The organism is Nonomuraea sp. B10E15 (genome assembly GCF_039871615.1).
Classification (GTDB): domain Bacteria; phylum Actinomycetota; class Actinomycetes; order Streptosporangiales; family Streptosporangiaceae; genus Nonomuraea.
Map to the genome: position 1 here is coordinate 351,419 of NZ_JBDPMB010000001.1, position 17,013 is coordinate 368,431.

Below are 17,013 nucleotides of genomic sequence, written 5' to 3' on the forward strand. Positions count from 1 at the left end.
CGCCAGGTGGCGCTCGCCCGACCCTGAATCGTGTTCTTTTTTGCTGAAGTGTCGCACACTCACCCTAACCGCGTGGATCTTCCTGCGCACGACACAGCTGATTACCGATTCGCAACGGACTCCTGACGGCGAGGCTGTCGATAGGGTACCGGTGTGAACGACTGCCTCTTCTGCAAAATCGTGGCCAAGGAGATCCCGGCCGAGATCGTCTACGAGACCGGCAGGGCACTGGCGTTCCGCGACATCAACCCGCAGGCCCCCACCCACGTGCTGGTCATCACGAAGGGCCACTACTCCGACGCGGCGGCGCTCGCCGACGCCGACGACGGGCTGGCCGACGAGGTGCTCAAGGCCGCCCACGCCGTGGCCGTCATGGAGGGCGTGGCCGAGGAGGGCTACCGCGTGGTGTTCAACACCGGGCCGGGCGCCGGGCAGACCGTCTTCCACGTGCACGCCCACGTCCTGGGCGGGCGTGCGCTGACGTGGCCGCCGGGTTAGCCGGACCTCTGCTGCCCAACCCGGTGATATTGACGCGAGCATTCGGCGTCGTCCCGGATACGATGGGCTCAGAAGACACCGAAAGAGACCGGGAGGCATCAGGCCGCTGGCCTGCCCATGTCCGAACTACACGAATCCCGACGCACGGCACCTCCCTCGCGCACACAAGCCAAGGTGCTGATTCCGGACGAATACCCGATGGTCAGCCTCCTCGGCTCCGGTGACGAGCTGCTTCGCGTCATCGAGGGCGCCTTCAAGGCCGACATCCACGTACGCGGCAACGAGATCACCGTCACGGGCTCTCCCGACGAGAGCGGCACCGTGGTGCGGCTCTTCGAGGAGCTCGTGGAGGTGCTGCGCAGCGGCGGTGAGCTCACGCCCGACGCGGTCGAGCGCAGCATCGCCATGCTCCGCATGACCTCCGACCGCCCCGCCGAGGTGCTCTCCCTCGACATCCTCTCCTCCCGTGGCCGCACGATCAGGCCGAAGACGGTCAACCAGAAGCGCTACGTCGACGCGATCGACAAGCACACGGTCGTGTTCGGCATCGGCCCCGCGGGCACCGGCAAGACCTATCTCGCGATGGCCAAGGCCGTGCGGGCACTGCAGGAGAAGCGGGTCAACCGGATCATCCTGACCCGGCCCGCGGTCGAGGCGGGAGAGCGGCTCGGCTTCCTGCCCGGCACCCTCTACGAGAAGATCGACCCCTACCTGCGGCCGCTCTACGACGCGCTGCACGACATGATCGATCCCGACTCGATCCCCAAGCTGATGGCCGCGGGCACGATCGAGGTCGCGCCGCTGGCATATATGCGTGGCCGTACCCTCAATGACGCGTTCATCATCCTCGACGAGGCACAGAACTCCTCGGCCGAGCAGATGAAGATGTTCCTCACCCGGCTCGGGTTCAACTCCAAGATCGTGGTGACGGGCGACGTGACGCAGGTCGACCTGCCCTCGGGCACGGTGAGCGGGCTGAGGGTGGTGCAGGAGATCCTCGACGGCATCCCCGACATCCACTTCTCCCGGCTGAGCAGCTCCGACGTCGTACGCCACAAGCTGGTGAGCGACATCGTCGACGCCTACGGGCGCTACGACGCCACCCGGGCCGCCCAGGAGCTGAAGCCCGTCCAGCAGCGGGGGAAGCGGCGGGTGAGCGACCGTGAGCATTGAGCTGAACAACGAGTCCGGCGTCGAGGTCGACGAGGAGTCTCTCGGCGCCCTGGCCGCCCACGTGCTCGGCGAGATGGGCATCAACCCGCTCGCCGAGCTGTCCATCGTGATGGTCGACGAGGACACCATGGCCGAGCTGCACGAGAAGTGGATGGGTGAGCCGGGCCCGACCGACGTGCTGGCCTTCCCGATGGACGAGCTGCGTCCCGGCGGCGGCGCGCGCGGCGAGGCCGACGGCGCCGCCGATCCCGCGCTCCTGGGCGACGTCGTGCTCTGCCCGCACGTGGCCGCCAGGCAGGCGGCCGAGGCGGGTCACGGCGCCGCCGACGAGCTGGAGCTGCTGTGCACCCACGGCATCCTCCACCTGCTCGGCTACGACCACGCCGAGCCTGAGGAGCACAAGGAGATGTTCGGCTTGCAGGCCCGGCTCCTCGAGTCGTGGCAGGAGGTGCGCAACTCGCGGTGAACGCCTGGTTGTTGCTGGTCATCGCCCTCGTGATCATCGGTGGCCTGATCGCCAGTGCGGAAACGGCACTGACGCGCATCTCCAGGGTGCGCGCCGAGGAATACGCGCGCGAGAGCCGGCGGGGTGCGGGGCGGCTGCAGGCCATCGTCAACGACCCGCCGCGCTACCTCAACCTGCTGCTGCTGCTCAGGCTGAGCTGCGAGCTGGTCGCGACGGTCATCGCCACCCTGCTGTTCATCGACCTCATGCACGACCAGGGCTGGGCCTACGTCTGGGCCGCCGTCGTGATGATCGTGATCAGCTATGTGGTGGTCGGCGTCATGCCGCGTACGCTGGGCCGCCAGCACGCCGAGCCGGTCGCGCTGGCCAGCGCCCCGATCGTGTACGGCCTGACCCGCATCTTCGGCCCCCTGCCCAAGCTGCTCATCCTGCTCGGCAACGCGCTGACCCCCGGCAAGGGGTTCCGTGACGGGCCGTTCACCTCGGAGGCCGAGCTGCGTGACCTGGTCGACCTGGCCGAGGAGCGCAGGGTGATCGAGCCCGACGAGCGCGAGATGATCCACTCGGTCTTCGAGCTGGGCGACACGCTGGTGCGCGAGGTCATGGTGCCCCGCACCGACATGGTCTACATCGAGCGCGCCAAGACGATCAGCCAGGCCCTGTCGCTGGCGCTGCGGAGCGGGTTCTCCCGCATCCCGGTCGTGGGCGAGAACGAGGACGACGTCGTCGGCATCGCCTATCTGAAGGACATCGCCCGCAAGATCCACGAGTCGGGCGAGGGCGGCGGCAAGGACACCGTCGAGTCGATCATGCGTCCGGCCGCGTACGTGCCCGAGAGCAAGCCCATCGACCAGCTCATGCGGGAGATGCAGGCCAGGCAGATCCACATCGCCATCGTCATCGACGAATACGGCGGCACGGCCGGGCTGGTCACGATCGAGGACGTCCTGGAGGAGATCGTCGGGGAGATCACCGACGAGTACGACCAGGAGGCGCCGCGCGTCGAACCCATGCCCGACGGTGGCATGCGGGTGACCGCGCGCATGCCGGTCGACGAGCTCGGCGAGCTTTTCGACACGGAGATCGAGGTCGACGACGTGGAGACGGTCGGCGGCCTGCTGGCCCACGCGCTCGGTCGGGTGCCGATCGCCGGCTCGCACGCGCAGGTGGCCGGGCTCTCGCTGACCGCCGAGAGCCTCGCGGGACGCCGCAACCGCATCAGCACCGTGGTGGTGCGCCGGGTGGTGCCTCCCGAGGACGAGGCCGTTCCGGCCGCCGTCGAGCGGGAGTGACCCGCGAGCGGGACCTGTGCGGACGGATGCCGCAAGCGTTCTACAAGTGGTCTGCAAGCTCCGCACGGCAGTCTTCTCACCAAGACATCCAGTGCGGTGGGTGTCGGGGAGCGTCGGGAGCCGGATGGGGTTCGCGGCAGGCCGGCGCTCCGGGGGGCGACGGCGTCACGGCCTGCTAGGGGGCTGTGGCGTCGGTCGGCGCAAGGGTGTTCTCGTCCAGGAAACCGGATGAGAACACCCTTTTTGCGGGTTGGTGGGAACTTCGGTGGATTGCTGCTTCGCCGGTTGGGGAGGCTGCGACCAGGGGGAATCATGAGGCGCGAACGAGGGATCGTCGGCTGCGGGCTGCTGGCCTGCGTCCTGGCCGGCTGCGGCGGCGGGGCAGCGGGGAGCCACCTTGATCCGGGGGTCATGGCGCAGCTGCGCGCGGTGCTCAGCGAGGAGCCTCGGCTGCCCGACGGGTTCACGCCCAGGCCGGGGGAGGCCTGGCGGATACCGTTCGACAAGGCGGGCAAGAACTGCCGCCTTATGCTGCGCCCCGCCGAGGGGCGGGCCCCGAGCCAGGCGCTGACCGCCCAGGTGGCGGTCAGCTACGCCGGGGACGACCTGGGCGAGCAGGCCGGGGTCGCGCTCGCCAGGTACACCGGCGGCGAGGCGGCCGACCACCTCGACGAACTGGCCGACGCGCTGGAGTCGTGCCGGCGCGTCAGCTCCCCTTCCGGCACCGACCTGCGCTCGAGCGAGCTGCCGATCGAGGACGTGGGGGACGAGGCCGTGGGCGCGCGGCTGGCCGGCCGGCTGAACGGCTACCCGTACGCGATGGACGTGGTGCTGTCGCGGGCCGGCGACACGCTGGTGTCGGTGGTGCACACCGGCCTTGAGGATGTGGACGCCGACCGCACGCGTGCGATGGTGGACGCGGTCATCACCATGGCGGAGGACCGCTGAGGCGGGCATGGCGGCGACCGCCGCGGCGGGGCATGGCGGGGACCGGCGAGGCCGGCCCCTCGCCGTCACCCGTACGGCTGGGCACTCGTTAGCCTGGTCCCGTGACTCTCGATCCGGAAGACAGCAAGATCATCGTTCTGGCCCGGTCCGTCAGGGCCCGCAACGGCTCCGCGGAAGGAGCCGCCGTGCGCGACGAGACCGGACGCACCTACGCGGCGACGAACGTGGCGCTGGAGGCGCTGACGCTGTCGGCCGTGCAGGTCGCGGTGGCCATGGCGATCTCCAGCGGGGCACGGTCGCTGGAGGCCGCCGCGCTGGTGAGCGAGGGCGGGCCGAGCGCCGCCGACGAGGCCGTGGCCGCCGAGCTGGGCGTGAAGGCGCTGCTCGTGGCCGGCCCCGACGGCACGGTGCGGGGCTGACATGCCGATGTCGCCCTTTCTGGCGCGACTGCGGGAGAAGGTCGGCACCGACCTGATGATGCTGCCGTCGGCCTCCGGATTCGTGTTCGACGACGAGGGCAGGCTCCTGGTGGCCCGGCACGGCGACGTGGGGCTCTGGGCGGCGCCGGGCGGTGGCATCGACCCGGACGAGCGGCCGGCGGACGCCGTGGTCAGGGAGCTGCACGAGGAGCTCGGCCTCGAGGTCGAGGCGCTGGGCCTGATCGGCGTGTACGGCGGCCCCGAGTTCCGCACCGTCTACCCCAACGGCCACCAGGTCGGCTACGTCATCGCGGCGTACGCCTGCGCGGTCGTCGCCGGGCGTCCCCAGCCCGACGGCGTGGAGATCGACGACTTCCGCTGGGTGGCGGAGCAGGAGCTCGCCGGGATGAAGACGACCCCGTGGACCCCGCTCGTGGCGCCGGAGGCGTTCGCCTGGTGGCGTGAACACGTCGGTTGATAGGCCACAATGCACAGTGTGACTTCGCCAGACAGCCATCGCGCCGGATTCGCCTGCTTTGTGGGGAGGCCGAACGTCGGCAAGTCCACGCTGATGAACGCCCTCGTCGGCAGCAAGGTGGCGATCACCTCGTCCAAGCCGCAGACCACCAGGCGCGTCATCAGGGGCATCGTGCACCGTCCCGACGCCCAGCTCGTCATCGTCGACACGCCGGGGCTGCACCGCCCGCGCACGCTGCTCGGCGAGCGGCTCGACAGCCTGGTGTTGTCCACGCTGACCGAGGTCGACGCGATCGGCTTCTGCGTGCCGGCCAACGAGCCGATCGGCAAGGGCGACCGGTTCATCGCCGACAAGCTTGCGGGGGTGAAGAAGACCCCGGTCGTCGCGGTGGTGACCAAGTGCGACCTGGCGAGCAAGGAGCAGATCGCCGAGCAGCTGCTGGCGGTCTCGGAGGTGGGGGAGTTCGCCGCCATCGTGCCCGTGTCGGCGCAGTCGGGTGACCAGCTCGGCGTGCTGGCCGACGTGCTGATCGAGCACATGCCCGAGTCGCCGCCGCTTTATGAGGACGGCCGGCTCACCGACGAGCCCGAGCAGATCCTGGTCGGCGAGCTGATCAGGGAGGCGGCGCTGGAGGGCGTGCGTGACGAGCTGCCCCACTCGATCGCCGTCGTCGTCGACGAGATGTTGCCCAGGGAGGGCCGCGACGACCTGCTCGACATCTACGCGCACCTGTTCGTGGAGCGGCCGTCCCAGAAGGCGATCGTCATCGGGCACAAGGGCGGGCGGCTGCGCGAGGTCGGCACCAAGGCCCGCCAGCAGATCGAAGGGCTGCTGGGCACGCGGGTCTATCTCGACCTGCGCATCAGCGTGGCCAAAGACTGGCAGCGCGACCCGAAGCAGCTGCGCCGCCTGGGCTTCTACGACTGACGGGCGGACCTGGCAGGCGTGCCGGGGCGCCGTTCAGTCCTGTGCGGGCGACGGCGGGCGGGCGGCGGCGAGGGCCGGCTGGAGCAGGCCGGTGACGTCGTCGCGGGCCGCCAGCCCGCGGACCTGCCGGGCGAGCGCCGCGACGGCCTCCGGCGGGAGCACGCGCGAGGCGTTCAGCCGGTACTTCTCCTCCAGCTCGTCCATGCTCAGCGGATGCTCGGGCCCGCCCCGCGAGCTGTGCACCCGATGCTCCAGCCGCCGCCCGTCCCTGGCCCGTACGCGCAGCACGGCCGAGAACGCCAGCGGGAACTCCTCCGTGCACACCTCGTCGGCCACCACCCGCACCCGGGCGGCCAGGGCGAGCCGCTTCTCGTCGCGGAAGGCGGCCTCGGTGAAGTCGTCGAGGTGCAGGCCGAGCCCACCGCCGCCGACCAGCGCGCTGGCCACCGTGTACGGCCCGGAGAACTTGGCGTGGTACGGAGTCCGGGGCCGCACCTTCTCCTCGTACGGCTCGCCGATCGTGCGCAGCGGCGCGGCCGCCACGCCCAGCTCGATCTCCGCCACGTCCTCGGCCCGCTGCCCCTGGGCCCGCAGCGCGAGCGCCGCGTCGATGCCGGGATGGGTGAAGTGGTTGGACGGGTACGGCTTGTAGACCGTACGCAGGAGCTCCCACCGCTCGCCGAGACCGTCGGTGATCGCGGCCGCGTCGTAACGCCCGTCGAGGAACGCCTGGAAGAAGCCGAAACGCCCCTCGAAGACCGTCGGCGGCCCGGTCACCCCTTCGGCGGCCATCATGGCGGCGACGACGCCCGCGTGGGCCGCCCAGCCACAGTGGACGCGCTTGACGGTGCCGCCGGTGCGGTTGGCCTCGATGACCCCGGCTCCCATGCTCCCGGCGATGCCCATGGCCGCCGCGATGCCGCCGGCGTCCAGGTTCATGAGTAAGGCCGACGCGGCGGCGGCGCCGACGGTGCCGCAGATGGACGTGGCGTGCCAGCCCTTCTCGAAGAACAGCGAGTTGCGCAGCTCGGGCAGGTAGGAGGCCATGCCGAGCCGGTTGGTGATCTCGTTGCCCACGGCGATGGCCTGGCACAGCGCCGCCCCGGGCGCGCGTGCCGACTCCGCGACCGCCAGCGCGGCGGGCACGACGGAGGCGGACGGGTGGAGCACCGAGGGCAGGTGGGTGTCGTCGAAGTCGAGTGCGTGCGCGAGCGTGCCGTTGACCAGGGCGGCCGACGGCGCGGGGAGCGCGAGCGGGTGGCCGAGCACGGAGGACTCGCCGGCTCCGCCCCACCGGTCGGCCAGCCGCCTGACCGCCTCGTGCGGCTCGTCGTGACCGGTGAGCTCCAGGGCGGCCAGGCCGTTGCCGAACATGTCGAGCACGCGACCCGTGACGTCGTCCATGACGGGCGCGGGCAGCCCCGTGCGGGCGTGCGCGGCGAACTCGGCGAGGGCGGAGACGATGGTCACGCCGGGCAGGCCGGTCATGACGCGAGCACCGCGAGCGGCCGTACGGGGGCGCCGGTGGCGCCGACGACGTGCAGCGGGTTGATCACCAGCAGGAACTCGGTCGCGCCGACCTCGCGCAGCCGGGTCAGCCGCATGGTCTCCACGATGTTCACCCCGGCCTCCACCAGGAGGATGCGGTGCACCGGCAGCGTGGCGTGGCCGCGTCCCGCCGCGATGTGCTCGAACGCGATGGTCTCCCCGCCGGCCACCTTGACGCCCCGCTCGACCAGCCAGCGGGCGGCGTCGGCGCCGGGCCCCGGCACGCCGCCCTCCTCGCCGACGAACCGGGACGGTCTTTCCCATTCGAGCGACCAGCCGGTGCCGATCAGCACCGCGTCGCCGGGCCGGATGGCCACGCCCGTCCTTTTCAGCGCCGTCTCCAGGTCGTCGCGGGTCACCTCGTATCCGGGGGGCAGCACGTCCACGCCGTGCACGGCGGTCACGTCGAGCAGCACGCCGCGCCCCACGTACGGGGGGAAGGTCTCGATGCCGAGCCGGGACAGCCCCTTGTGCGACTGGATGCCCGCGACCTCGACCCCGCCGTACGCGTGCCCGTCGTGGGAGACGTGGCCGAGCGCGTCGACGTGGGTGCCCACGTGCCCGCCGGTGACGATCAGCTCGTTGGCGGCCGACCCGCCGTCCTCGCGCACCATGTCGCCGTGGCGGCGCTCGATGACCATCCGGAACCTGGGATGGTTCGGCGACTGGGGCATGCCCGTCCGCATGGGCTGGGCGAGGTCCACGATCTCGGAGCCGTCGAGCCGCTGCCAGAGCGTCGTCCCTGTCTGTTCAACCTGCATGCGAAGATTGTCGCAGCAACCCGATCATCGTCCGCGCCTTGCCGGGGCCGTCAGCCGCGGCGCACCAGGGCCACGACGGCCAGCAGGATCACCGCGACGGCCGACGCCAGCGCCGCGAACCAGCCGAACCTGATCACCGGCTCGATCGACAGCAGGTCGCCGAGGTCGACGGAGACCCGGTCGCGCAGGCCACGGTCGCCGGTCACGAACGACACCAGCACCACCACGGCCGCGCCTCCCGGGACGGCGGCCAGCGCGGCCAGCCGCGGCCGCCCGAGCACCCCGGCGAACCCGCACGCCAGCGCCGCCAGCCCGGCCACCAGGCTGTAGACCCCGGCCGCCGCGTCGACGCCGCGGACGTCATCGGCGATCGCACCGCCGATGAGCTCGCTGCGCGCCTCCACCCCGGCCCACGGCAGGACCGCGCAGGACATCAGCAGGGCGCCCGCGATCACGACGCCCAGCGGGGCGCCGCGGCGGGCGCGCGGCCCGGTGGGTGAGCGGGCGAGTGAGCGGGTGGTCGGGCTGGTGGGCTCGGGCTGCGGAAAGTCGGCCACACGATCAGGGTAAGCCGGGCCCCGCCGCGCCACCAGCGGCCGCTACTCACGCGACGAAGCCCTCACCGCCCCGCGAGCCGCCGCCGATTCGTGAGCCGCCCGTTCTCCCCACTCCAGCCGCGAGCGCAGCTGCACCGCGTCGGCGGCCAGAGCGGACACCAGCGTGCCCGACACCGCCAGCGGCAGCACGGCGACCCCGTCGGCCACGATCGTCTCCCCTGCGCAAGCCGTCAGGAACGTGGTGCCGACGCAGCGGGCCGCACCATAGACGGCGGGGGAGGCGTCGAGGTCCGGGTCGCCGACGGTGAACTCCTGCCGGAGCAGCGGCAGGCCGTCGCAGGTGGCGTCGAAGCGAGCATGGCAGCGGCCCGGCGCCTCACCGTGCCGCCCGAAGACGATCTCCTCCCGCCACGACACGCTCGCGCCCGGCTCCAGCGCCAGCCGTACCAGCAGGCGGTGTTCGCACCCGGCGGCGAGCACCGTCGGCTCCGGCGCGAACCGGAGCGAGGCTCCCGCGCCCACCCGGGCGGTGACCATCAGCTCCGACACGCCCTCGCCTGGCAGGACCAGGGTGCTCGCGACCGAGCCCAGCTCCAGCGTGGTGCGCGGGGCGACGTCGAGGTCCAAAGCGAGCCGGTCGCCGCCGAGCGGACCGGCCGCGGTGGAGACGAGGTGGACGGCACACGGGCCGGTCTGGCGCAACGTGAGCGGCGGGGCCGAGGCCAGCCGCCGCACGACGGTCGTGCCGTCCCGCGCCTGCGCCGTCGCCACGGCGGCGTGCGCCCGCATGGCTCGGCGTCCCGAGCAGGCGCGCGCGGGGGCCGTGTCCCCGGGCATCAGGCGATGGGCGCCGGGTGGGCGTGCGACCAGGCGCGCACCTGCTCCGCGACCCAGCCCGCCACGTCGCCGGCCGCAGGGTCCCGCCTGATCGAGGTGAACATGACCGGCCGCTCGCCCCGCACGGCCGCCGCGTCACGCGCCATCACGCCCAGGTCGGCGCCCACCATCGACGCCAGGTCGGTCTTGTTGACCACCAGCAGGTCCGCCGCCGTGACCCCCGGTCCGCCCTTGCGCGGCACCTTGTCGCCGCCCGACACGTCCAGCACGAAGATCTGCCGGTCGGCCAGCCCTCGGCTGAACGTCGCCGTCAGGTTGTCGCCACCGCTCTCCACGATCACCAGGTCCAGCGGGCCGAACCGGCATTCCAGCGTCTCCACGGCGTCGAGGTTGGCGGCGATGTCGTCGCGGATGGCGGTGTGGGGGCAGCAGCCGGTCTCCACGGCCAGGATGCGCTCCTCGTCGAGCACGCCCGCACCGCGCAGGAAGTCGGCGTCCTCGGTGGTGTAGATGTCGTTCGTCACCACACCCAGCGACAACGACGGGCCCAGCGTCCGGCACAGCGCGGCGACCAGGGCCGTCTTGCCGCTGCCCACGGGGCCGCCGACCCCGAGCCGCAGCGCCCTGCCCCGGCCGTCGGGTGCGTGGTGGTGATCGTCGTGATGGATGCCCATCGTCGAGGTCCTTTCCTAGGAGACGAACAACCTGATCCCGGCCCGGGCATGCCGCTCGGCCAGGAGATCGAGGGCGGGCGCCGAGTGCGCGGGCAACGCCGCCCAGCGCACCTGGGCGCCGCCGGGGCGCTCGCCCGCGTCCGGGCGGCCGGGACGCGGGGGCGCGTGCGCGCCATCGGGACGGGCGCGCGGGGTGGTGGGGCCGGGGTGCCCGGTCATGACGGCCGTCCGGGCGTCGGCGGCCACGGCGGACAACTCGGTCGTGAGGCCGGCCAGCAGGCCGTGCACGGCGACCGGATCCAGGCCCAGCAGGCGGACCGCCGCCGTGGCCGGGCCGCTGACCGCGTGGTACGCCGCCGCCAGCGCCGCGTCCCCCGGTGCCGCTCCCGCCGCGTGCGCCGCCACCCCGAGCGCGACCGGATGATGCGGCTGCGGTACGGCCCGCGCCAGCTCGTCGAGCACCGGCGACGGCCACACCCGCCGGGCGACCCTGAGCAGCAGCCTGCCCTGCGTCCTGGAGGCGTCCCGCTGGGCGGGTGACGCGGTCCTGGCGTCGACCTCCCTGTCGAGCACCGCCCAGGGGCCCGCGTCGCCCCCGGCCGGGAGCCCGGGTGGTGGGGCGGCGGCGGGAGGCGTAGCGGCGGCGCAGGCGCAGGCGGCGGCGGTGAGGGCGGCCGCGAGCGCGCCCGCCGTGTGGAGGCGGCCGCGCAGGAAGCGCGCGAGTGAGGGCACATCGTGCACCGCCCCCGAGGCGATGGCCTGTTCGGCGCCCCCCGAGTGGGCGTGGCCGCCGGCCGGGAGGCGGGAGTCGGTGAGGAGGAGCAGGGCGGGGTGCATCAGAAGAGGAAGTACCGCTGGGCCATGGGCAGGCGGGCGGCCGGGGCGGGCTCGATGAGCTCGCCGTCGACGCGGACCTCGAACGTGTCGGGCGCGACCTCGATCCTCGGCAGGGCGTCGTTGAGGGGCATCGCGGACTTGCCGCGCCGGCGTACGTCCTGGACGGGCGCCAGGCGGCGGCGCACCGCGAGACGGTCGGCGAGGCCCGCGTCCAGGGCCGCGGGCGCGACGAAGTGGAGCGAGGTGGCGGCGGCCGTGACCGGCGACGCGCCGAACATGGGACGGGGCAGCACCGGCTGGGGCGTGGGGATGGAGGCGTTGGCGTCGCCCATCTGGGCCCACGCGACGACGCCGCCCTTCAGCACCAGGTCGGGCTTGACCCCGAAGAACGCGGGGCTCCACAGCACGAGATCGGCGAGCTTGCCGGGCTCGACGGAGCCGAGCTCGTCGTCCAGCCCATGGGCGATGGCCGGACATATCGTGTATTTCGCGATATAGCGCTGTGCCCGCAGGTTGTCCGCCGGCCCTCCGCCGAGCGCCCCCCGCCGCGCCTTCATCACGTGGGCCGTCTGCCACGTACGGATGATCGTCTCCCCGATCCGGCCCATCGCCTGCGAGTCGGAACCGATCATCGAGATCGCCCCGAGGTCGTGCAGCACGTCCTCGGCCGCCATCGTCGCGGGCCTGATGCGCGACTCGGCGAAGGCCAGGTCCTCGGGGATCGACGGGTTGAGATGGTGGCAGACCATCAGCATGTCGAGGTGCTCGTCGAGCGTGTTGGCGGTGTGCGGCCGGGTGGGGTTGGTGGAGGACGGCAGGATGTTGGCCTGACCGGCCACCCGGATGATGTCGGGCGCGTGCCCGCCGCCCGCCCCTTCCGTGTGGTACGCGTGGACCGTGCGGTCGCCGATGGCCTCGAGCGTCGACTCGACGAACCCGGCCTCGTTCAGCGTGTCGGTGTGCAGCGTCACCTGCACGCCCGCCGCGTCGGCCACGCTCAGGCAGGCGTCGATGGCGGCGGGCGTGGAGCCCCAGTCCTCGTGCAGCTTGAAGCCGGAGGCCCCGGCCGCGAGCTGCTCGCGCAGCCCTTCGGCGCTGACCGTGTTCCCCTTGCCGAGCAGCGCGAAGTTCAGCGGGTACGCGTCGAGCGACTCCAGCATCCGGCCGAGATACCAGGCCCCGGTGACGGTCGTGGCCTTGGTGCCCTCGACGGGCCCCGTGCCGCCTCCGACGATCGTGGTGACCCCCGACGCGATGGCCTCGTCGAGGAGTTGCGGGCAGATGAGGTGGACGTGGGAGTCGACGGCCCCGGCGGTGAGGATCCTGCCGTTGCCCGCGAGCACCTCCGTGGACGGCCCGATGACCAGGTCGACGCCGTCCATCGTGTCGGGGTTGCCGGCCTTGCCGATGGCGTACACGCGGCCGTCGCGGACGCCGACGTCGGCCTTCACCACGCCCCAGTGGTCGAGGATGACCGCCCCGGTGATGACCAGGTCGGCCGCGCCCTCCACGCGGGTGGTCCGCGCCTGGCCCATCGACTCGCGGATGACCTTGCCGCCGCCGAAGACGGCCTCCTCGCCGGCCCCCGCCGGGCCCATCGCGCGGTCCTCGGTGACCTCGATGAACAGGTCGGTGTCGGCCAGCCGGATCCGGTCGCCGGTGGTGGGTCCGTAGAGTGCCGCGTAGCGGGCACGCGCGATGTCACCCATCGAGCGGCCCCGCCCACTCCTGCCGCAGGCCCGGCACGACCCGGCCGCCCGCGATCGGCACCAGCGTCACATCGCGCTCGACGCCGGGCTCGAACCTCGTCGCCGTCCCCGACGGCACGTCGAGCCGCATCCCCCAGGCCGCCTTCCTGTCGAACTCCAGCCCCGGGTTGGCGGCCGCGAAATGATAGTGGGAACCCACCTGCACCGGCCGGTCAGCCATGTTGACCACCCGCACCGTCACCCGCTCCCGCCCCGGGTTGAGCTCGATCGCGCCCTCGGGATGGGCGTACTCGCCCGGGATCACGGGATCGGCCTGTGCACGGTGACCAGCTTCGTGCCGTCGGGGAACGTGGCCTCGATCTGCACGCTCTCCAGCATCTCCGGCACGCCGTCCATGACGTCGGCGCGCTCGAGCACCGACCGCCCGGCCTCCATCAGGTCGGCGACGCTGCGCCCGTCCCTGGCGCCCTCCATGAGGAACGACGCGATGACGGCGGTGGCCTCGGGGTGGTTGAGCCGCAGGCCCCTGGCCTGCCGCTCGCGCGCCACCCCGGCGGCGACGTGGATGAGCAGCCGTTCCTGCTCGTGTGAGGTTAGCCGCATGGCCGGACCATAGGAACCGGCCGTTTCCTGGGTGTTGCCGCGCTATGTCGGGTCGGTTTCGCTCTCGCGCTGAACCGCCGTATGTCGGGATAAGTGCGCCTATGAACGTCGGGTAATCGCCTTTTACACGCGGGCGATGTTGGCGGTAACCGGCCTTGAGCCGGGGTACGGAAGGGCGCGCGTGTTGTTCGGCGTCTCGCTGGAGGTCGGGCTGGGGCAACTCGTGTGCGTCATGGGACGCAACGGCGTCGGCAAGCCCACGCTGCTCGACACCGTCATGGGGGTGCTGCCCGCGGCGGCCGGCACGGTCACGTTCGACGGCCGCGACGTCACCGGGCTCAAGCCGCACGGGCGGGTGCGGCTCGGCATGGGGTACGTACCGCAGGGCCACCAGTGTTTCCCCAAGCTGTCCGTCCAGGGCAACCCGCTGGTGACCCTGGAGGCCGCCAAGCAGCCCAAGCAGGCGTCGACGAGGCCCTCGACCTCTTCCCCGCGCTCGAACCGCTGCTCAGGCGGAGCGCGGGCCACCTGCCGGGAGGCCAGCAGCAGCTCGCCATGGCCCGTGCCCTCGTCACCGGGCCGAGGACCTGCACCGCGCGGACGTGCGCCGCCTGCCGGCCGTGTGAGGCCCAAGCCCGCTGCGGGTCGACGGGGGCGTCACCGCGGAGCCTGCGCCAGGAAGGCCCGCGTGTTCGCGGCGGCCTGCCGGTCGCCGGTCGCCTCGAAGACCTCCAGCGCCGCCCCGGCCAGCTCGCGCGCCCGCCCGGTCGCGCCCTCCGCCCGGTTGACCCGGGCCAGGGCCAGCAGCGCGTGCGCGTCGAGCAGCCGGTCGCCGAGGCGTACGGCGATGCCCCTCGCCTGCTCGGCGGCGGCCCTGGCGGCCGGTCTGGCGGCCTGCGCCAGGCGTACCGCCGACAGGTCGAGCAGGGTGTCGGCCTGCCGGTGCCGGTCGCCCAGCTCAGCCAGGCGCCCGACGGCGGCCGCCAGCAACCCGCCGGCCTCGTCCAGCCGGCCGGCGCGGCGCAGCACCGCGCCGAGCACCCGCTCGGCGTCGGCCGTGTCGCGCTCGTTGCCGGCCTCCTTCAGGCAGGCGCGCAGCGCCCGCTCGGCCTCATCCAGCCGGCCCAGCTCCAGGTGGACGCGGGCCAGCCGGCGTACGGCGTGGTTGACGTCGCGCGCGCGGCCCTGCCGCCTGACCATGTCCAGCGCGAGCTCCAGCCGCTCGTACGCGCGCTCCCACTCCCGCTCGGCCAGATGCAGGTCGCCCAGATCCAGCAGGATCAGCGCCTCGCCCTCGTCGTCGGCCGACCGCCGCGCCGACTCCAGCGCCGGCCCGGTCACGGACCGCCAGTCGTCGAGGTAGCGGTGGCGTTCGAGGAAGGGCCCCAGCAGGTGCGCCAGCCGCCAGCACGCGTCGTCGAGCCCTGCCGCGTGCAGGTCGGCGACCAGGCTCACCAGGAACGCCCGTTCGGCTGCCAGCCACTCGACCGACTCCCTGATGTCCCTGGTGGCCACGGCCGTCGCCGGGTCGCCCGACACCAGGGAGAACCGCGACGCCCGCACCCGGTCCAGCACCACCGCCGCCAGCCTCGCGAGCACCCCGGGGACGGGCTGCTCGCGGGCGAACAACCTGGTCAGATCGTGCATCCGGTAGCGAACCTGGCCCGCCACGTCGACCCCGTACGTCTCCAGCAGGCCCGCGTCCACCAGCGTCTCGGCCTGCCCGCCGAGCTGCTCGGTCACCCAGTCGGCGAAGTCGGGCGCCGACAGCGCGCCGAGCCCGCGCAACGTCAGCCGGGCCGGCTCCGGCAGCCCGTCGAAGCCGATCGCGAGCACGCTGCGGACCGTCTGGTCGCCCGCGTGCAGCCGGTCGAGCCGCTCGTGCTCGTCCTCCAGCAGGCGCACCAGATAGTCGACGGTCCACTCGGGCCTGGCCGCCAGCCGGGAGCCGGCGATGCGCAGCGCGATCGGCAGGCCGCCGCAGAACCGCGCCAGGCTGCGCATGGCGTCGCTCGACGCGCGCCCGGAACACCTCGCGAGCAGGTCGAGCGCCTCCCCGTCGTCCAGCACGCCGACGGACAACCGCCGCGCCCCGGTCAGCCCGCCGAGCGAGGAACGGCTGGTCACGACCGTCGGGCAGGACGTCAGCAGCGGCCGCACCTGGGCCTCGGCCGCGGCGTTGTCCAGCAGCACCAGCAGCCCGCGGCCGGCCGCGTACGTGCGGAAGAGCCGTTCACGCTGCTCCAGCGACGCGGGGATCGCCTGGGCCGGGCAGCCCAGCCAGCGCAGGAAGTCCTCCAGCACCGCCGCCGGCGCTGTCGTCTCGCGCAGGTCGGCGTACAGGATGCCGTCGGGGAAATTCTCGCGCCCCCGCCAGGCCGCGTGCACGGCCAGCGCCGACTTGCCCGCACCCGCCTGGCCGTGCACCACGACCTGGCCGCCGATCACCCGGTCGAGCAGGGCGGCCCGTCCCGTGAAACCCGCCACGTCGGGCGGCAGCAGCACCGGCGGGCCCGCCGACACGTGCAGCGACGCGTCGTCGTACAACATGCGGTGGTAGAGCAGCTGCAACTCCGGGTCGGGCTCGATCGCGTGGCCGCCGTCGAGCTGGTCGCGCAGCACCGCGTAGGCGGCCAGCGCGTCCACCCGCCGGCCGCTGCGGTAGAGGGCCAGCATGTACTGGCCGCGGAAACGCTGCCACGTCGGATGTTGCCGGGTCAGCCGGCGCAGCTCGGCCAGCAGCTCGCGATGGCGGCCCGCGTCCAGATCGGCCTGCAGCCTGCGCTCCAGGGCGAGCAGCCGCAGCTCGCCGAGCTCCTCGCGCAGCCGGCGCGTCTCCGACCACCGCTCGCCCTCGGGGTCGACGTCCTCCAGGACCTCGCCCCGCCACAACTCCAGCGCCTCCTCGTAGGCGCCCTTGTCGACCAGTAACCGGAACCGGTCGACGTCGAGCCCGCCGTCGCCGACGGCCAGCACGTACGACCCCGACACGGTGCCGATCACGTCTTTCCCGAGCAGCTGCCTGAGCCGGCCGACGTAGCCGCGGATGAGAGAGTCGGAGCGGTCACCTCCCTCGCGCGGCCACAACAGCCGCCGCAGCCGCTCGACGGTCAGCGGCCGGCCGGCGTTGAGCAGGAACATGGCCAGCAGATCACGGAGCTTGGGCGTCGTGGGCGTCAGATCCCGGTCGCCGTCGGCCACCTCGAGCGGCCCCATGATGCGAAAGTCCACACGACCCTTCCTTCGAGCTTCCGAGGAGAGATGTCGATCAGGATGGCACACCGCG

General features: G+C 72.8%; 18 protein-coding genes and 1 pseudogene. 9 read left to right on the top strand and 10 right to left on the bottom strand.

Going from position 1 to position 17,013, the window contains the following annotated elements:
• Positions 1–153: 153 nt before the first annotated feature.
• The 8 genes from ABGB14_RS01670 to era all read left to right on the top strand — a co-directional run bounded on the left by ABGB14_RS01670 (position 154) and on the right by era (position 6,201).
• Positions 154–498 carry a histidine triad nucleotide-binding protein gene (locus tag ABGB14_RS01670; RefSeq protein WP_132517572.1) on the top strand — a complete coding sequence of 115 codons (345 nt, stop codon included), beginning with the start codon at positions 154–156 and terminating at the stop codon, positions 496–498.
• A 117-nt stretch (positions 499–615) separates the two neighbouring features.
• Positions 616–1,671, top strand: a complete 1,056-nt coding sequence (locus ABGB14_RS01675) for a PhoH family protein (protein ID WP_347641699.1) — start codon at positions 616–618, stop codon at positions 1,669–1,671.
• Positions 1,661–2,137, top strand: coding sequence for an rRNA maturation RNase YbeY (ybeY, locus tag ABGB14_RS01680; protein ID WP_347641700.1), 477 nt, complete (start codon positions 1,661–1,663; stop codon positions 2,135–2,137). The genes ABGB14_RS01675 and ybeY overlap by 11 nt, the downstream gene beginning before the upstream one ends.
• Complete coding sequence (locus ABGB14_RS01685; protein WP_347641701.1) at positions 2,134–3,429, top strand: hemolysin family protein; 1,296 nt, start codon at positions 2,134–2,136, stop codon at positions 3,427–3,429. Before ybeY ends, ABGB14_RS01685 begins: the two co-directional genes overlap by 4 nt.
• Before the next feature lie 312 nt (positions 3,430–3,741).
• Positions 3,742–4,377, top strand: a complete 636-nt coding sequence (locus ABGB14_RS01690; protein WP_347641702.1) for a hypothetical protein — start codon at positions 3,742–3,744, stop codon at positions 4,375–4,377.
• A gap of 101 nt (positions 4,378–4,478) precedes the next feature.
• On the top strand, positions 4,479–4,796 hold the full coding sequence (locus ABGB14_RS01695; RefSeq protein ID WP_347641703.1) for a cytidine deaminase: 318 nt from the start codon (positions 4,479–4,481) through the stop codon (positions 4,794–4,796).
• Position 4,797: 1 nt separating this feature from the next.
• On the top strand, positions 4,798–5,274 hold the full coding sequence (locus tag ABGB14_RS01700) for an NUDIX domain-containing protein (protein ID WP_347641704.1): 477 nt from the start codon (positions 4,798–4,800) through the stop codon (positions 5,272–5,274).
• Positions 5,275–5,292: 18 nt separating this feature from the next.
• Positions 5,293–6,201: a GTPase Era gene (gene era, locus ABGB14_RS01705; protein WP_347641705.1), complete on the top strand. Its 909-nt coding sequence runs from the start codon at positions 5,293–5,295 to the stop codon at positions 6,199–6,201.
• 33 nt (positions 6,202–6,234) lie between these two features.
• Here era and ABGB14_RS01710 read toward each other — a convergent pair whose 3' ends face one another.
• The 9 genes from ABGB14_RS01710 to ABGB14_RS01750 are packed head-to-tail and all read right to left on the bottom strand — an operon-like array spanning position 6,235 to position 13,727.
• The gene (locus ABGB14_RS01710; protein WP_347641706.1) at positions 6,235–7,689 is read right to left on the bottom strand and encodes an MmgE/PrpD family protein; all 1,455 of its coding nucleotides are present in this window, start codon (positions 7,687–7,689) and stop codon (positions 6,235–6,237) included.
• Positions 7,686–8,510 (bottom strand): cyclase family protein, encoded by an 825-nt coding sequence (locus ABGB14_RS01715; protein ID WP_347641707.1) that lies wholly within the window; start codon positions 8,508–8,510, stop codon positions 7,686–7,688. The genes ABGB14_RS01710 and ABGB14_RS01715 overlap by 4 nt, the downstream gene beginning before the upstream one ends.
• A gap of 50 nt (positions 8,511–8,560) precedes the next feature.
• Positions 8,561–9,067: a hypothetical protein gene (locus tag ABGB14_RS01720; RefSeq protein WP_347641708.1), complete on the bottom strand. Its 507-nt coding sequence runs from the start codon at positions 9,065–9,067 to the stop codon at positions 8,561–8,563.
• Positions 9,068–9,109: 42 nt separating this feature from the next.
• Complete coding sequence (locus ABGB14_RS01725) at positions 9,110–9,904, bottom strand: urease accessory protein UreD (RefSeq protein WP_347641709.1); 795 nt, start codon at positions 9,902–9,904, stop codon at positions 9,110–9,112.
• Positions 9,904–10,578: an urease accessory protein UreG gene (gene ureG / locus ABGB14_RS01730; protein ID WP_347641710.1), complete on the bottom strand. Its 675-nt coding sequence runs from the start codon at positions 10,576–10,578 to the stop codon at positions 9,904–9,906. The genes ABGB14_RS01725 and ureG overlap by 1 nt, the downstream gene beginning before the upstream one ends.
• A 15-nt stretch (positions 10,579–10,593) precedes the next feature.
• Positions 10,594–11,415 carry an urease accessory UreF family protein gene (locus tag ABGB14_RS01735; protein WP_347641711.1) on the bottom strand — a complete coding sequence of 274 codons (822 nt, stop codon included), beginning with the start codon at positions 11,413–11,415 and terminating at the stop codon, positions 10,594–10,596.
• The gene (locus tag ABGB14_RS01740) at positions 11,415–13,124 is read right to left on the bottom strand and encodes an urease subunit alpha (RefSeq protein ID WP_347641712.1); all 1,710 of its coding nucleotides are present in this window, start codon (positions 13,122–13,124) and stop codon (positions 11,415–11,417) included. Before ABGB14_RS01740 ends, ABGB14_RS01735 begins: the two co-directional genes overlap by 1 nt.
• Positions 13,117–13,428, bottom strand: coding sequence for an urease subunit beta (locus ABGB14_RS01745; RefSeq protein ID WP_347641714.1), 312 nt, complete (start codon positions 13,426–13,428; stop codon positions 13,117–13,119). The genes ABGB14_RS01740 and ABGB14_RS01745 overlap by 8 nt, the downstream gene beginning before the upstream one ends.
• Positions 13,425–13,727 (bottom strand): urease subunit gamma, encoded by a 303-nt coding sequence (locus ABGB14_RS01750; protein WP_347641716.1) that lies wholly within the window; start codon positions 13,725–13,727, stop codon positions 13,425–13,427. Before ABGB14_RS01750 ends, ABGB14_RS01745 begins: the two co-directional genes overlap by 4 nt.
• Before the next feature lie 232 nt (positions 13,728–13,959).
• Here ABGB14_RS01750 and ABGB14_RS01755 point away from each other — a divergent pair.
• Positions 13,960–14,139: pseudogene (locus ABGB14_RS01755) on the top strand (ATP-binding cassette domain-containing protein); the annotation flags it as partial.
• Positions 14,140–14,384: 245 nt separating this feature from the next.
• Here ABGB14_RS01755 and ABGB14_RS01760 read toward each other — a convergent pair.
• A complete protein-coding gene (locus ABGB14_RS01760; RefSeq protein ID WP_347641717.1) occupies positions 14,385–16,958 on the bottom strand; it encodes a BTAD domain-containing putative transcriptional regulator in 2,574 nt (857 codons plus the stop codon).
• Between the last annotated feature and the right edge of the window lie 55 nt (positions 16,959–17,013).

Excerpts from the sequence above, each read along its gene's own strand:
- ABGB14_RS01690 (WP_347641702.1), top strand. The coding sequence starts at position 3,742 with ATGAGGCGCGAACGAGGGATCGTCGGCTGCGGGCTGCTGGCCTGCGTC.
- ABGB14_RS01710 (WP_347641706.1), bottom strand. The coding sequence starts at position 7,689 with ATGACCGGCCTGCCCGGCGTGACCATCGTCTCCGCCCTCGCCGAGTTC.
- ABGB14_RS01740 (WP_347641712.1), bottom strand. The coding sequence starts at position 13,124 with ATGGGTGACATCGCGCGTGCCCGCTACGCGGCACTCTACGGACCCACC.
- ureG (WP_347641710.1), bottom strand. The coding sequence starts at position 10,578 with ATGGGCATCCATCACGACGATCACCACCACGCACCCGACGGCCGGGGC.
- ABGB14_RS01750 (WP_347641716.1), bottom strand. The coding sequence starts at position 13,727 with ATGCGGCTAACCTCACACGAGCAGGAACGGCTGCTCATCCACGTCGCC.
- ABGB14_RS01735 (WP_347641711.1), bottom strand. The coding sequence starts at position 11,415 with ATGCACCCCGCCCTGCTCCTCCTCACCGACTCCCGCCTCCCGGCCGGC.
- ABGB14_RS01675 (WP_347641699.1), top strand. The coding sequence starts at position 616 with ATGTCCGAACTACACGAATCCCGACGCACGGCACCTCCCTCGCGCACA.
- ABGB14_RS01715 (WP_347641707.1), bottom strand. The coding sequence starts at position 8,510 with ATGCAGGTTGAACAGACAGGGACGACGCTCTGGCAGCGGCTCGACGGC.
- ABGB14_RS01725 (WP_347641709.1), bottom strand. The coding sequence starts at position 9,904 with ATGCCCGGGGACACGGCCCCCGCGCGCGCCTGCTCGGGACGCCGAGCC.
- ABGB14_RS01700 (WP_347641704.1), top strand. The coding sequence starts at position 4,798 with ATGCCGATGTCGCCCTTTCTGGCGCGACTGCGGGAGAAGGTCGGCACC.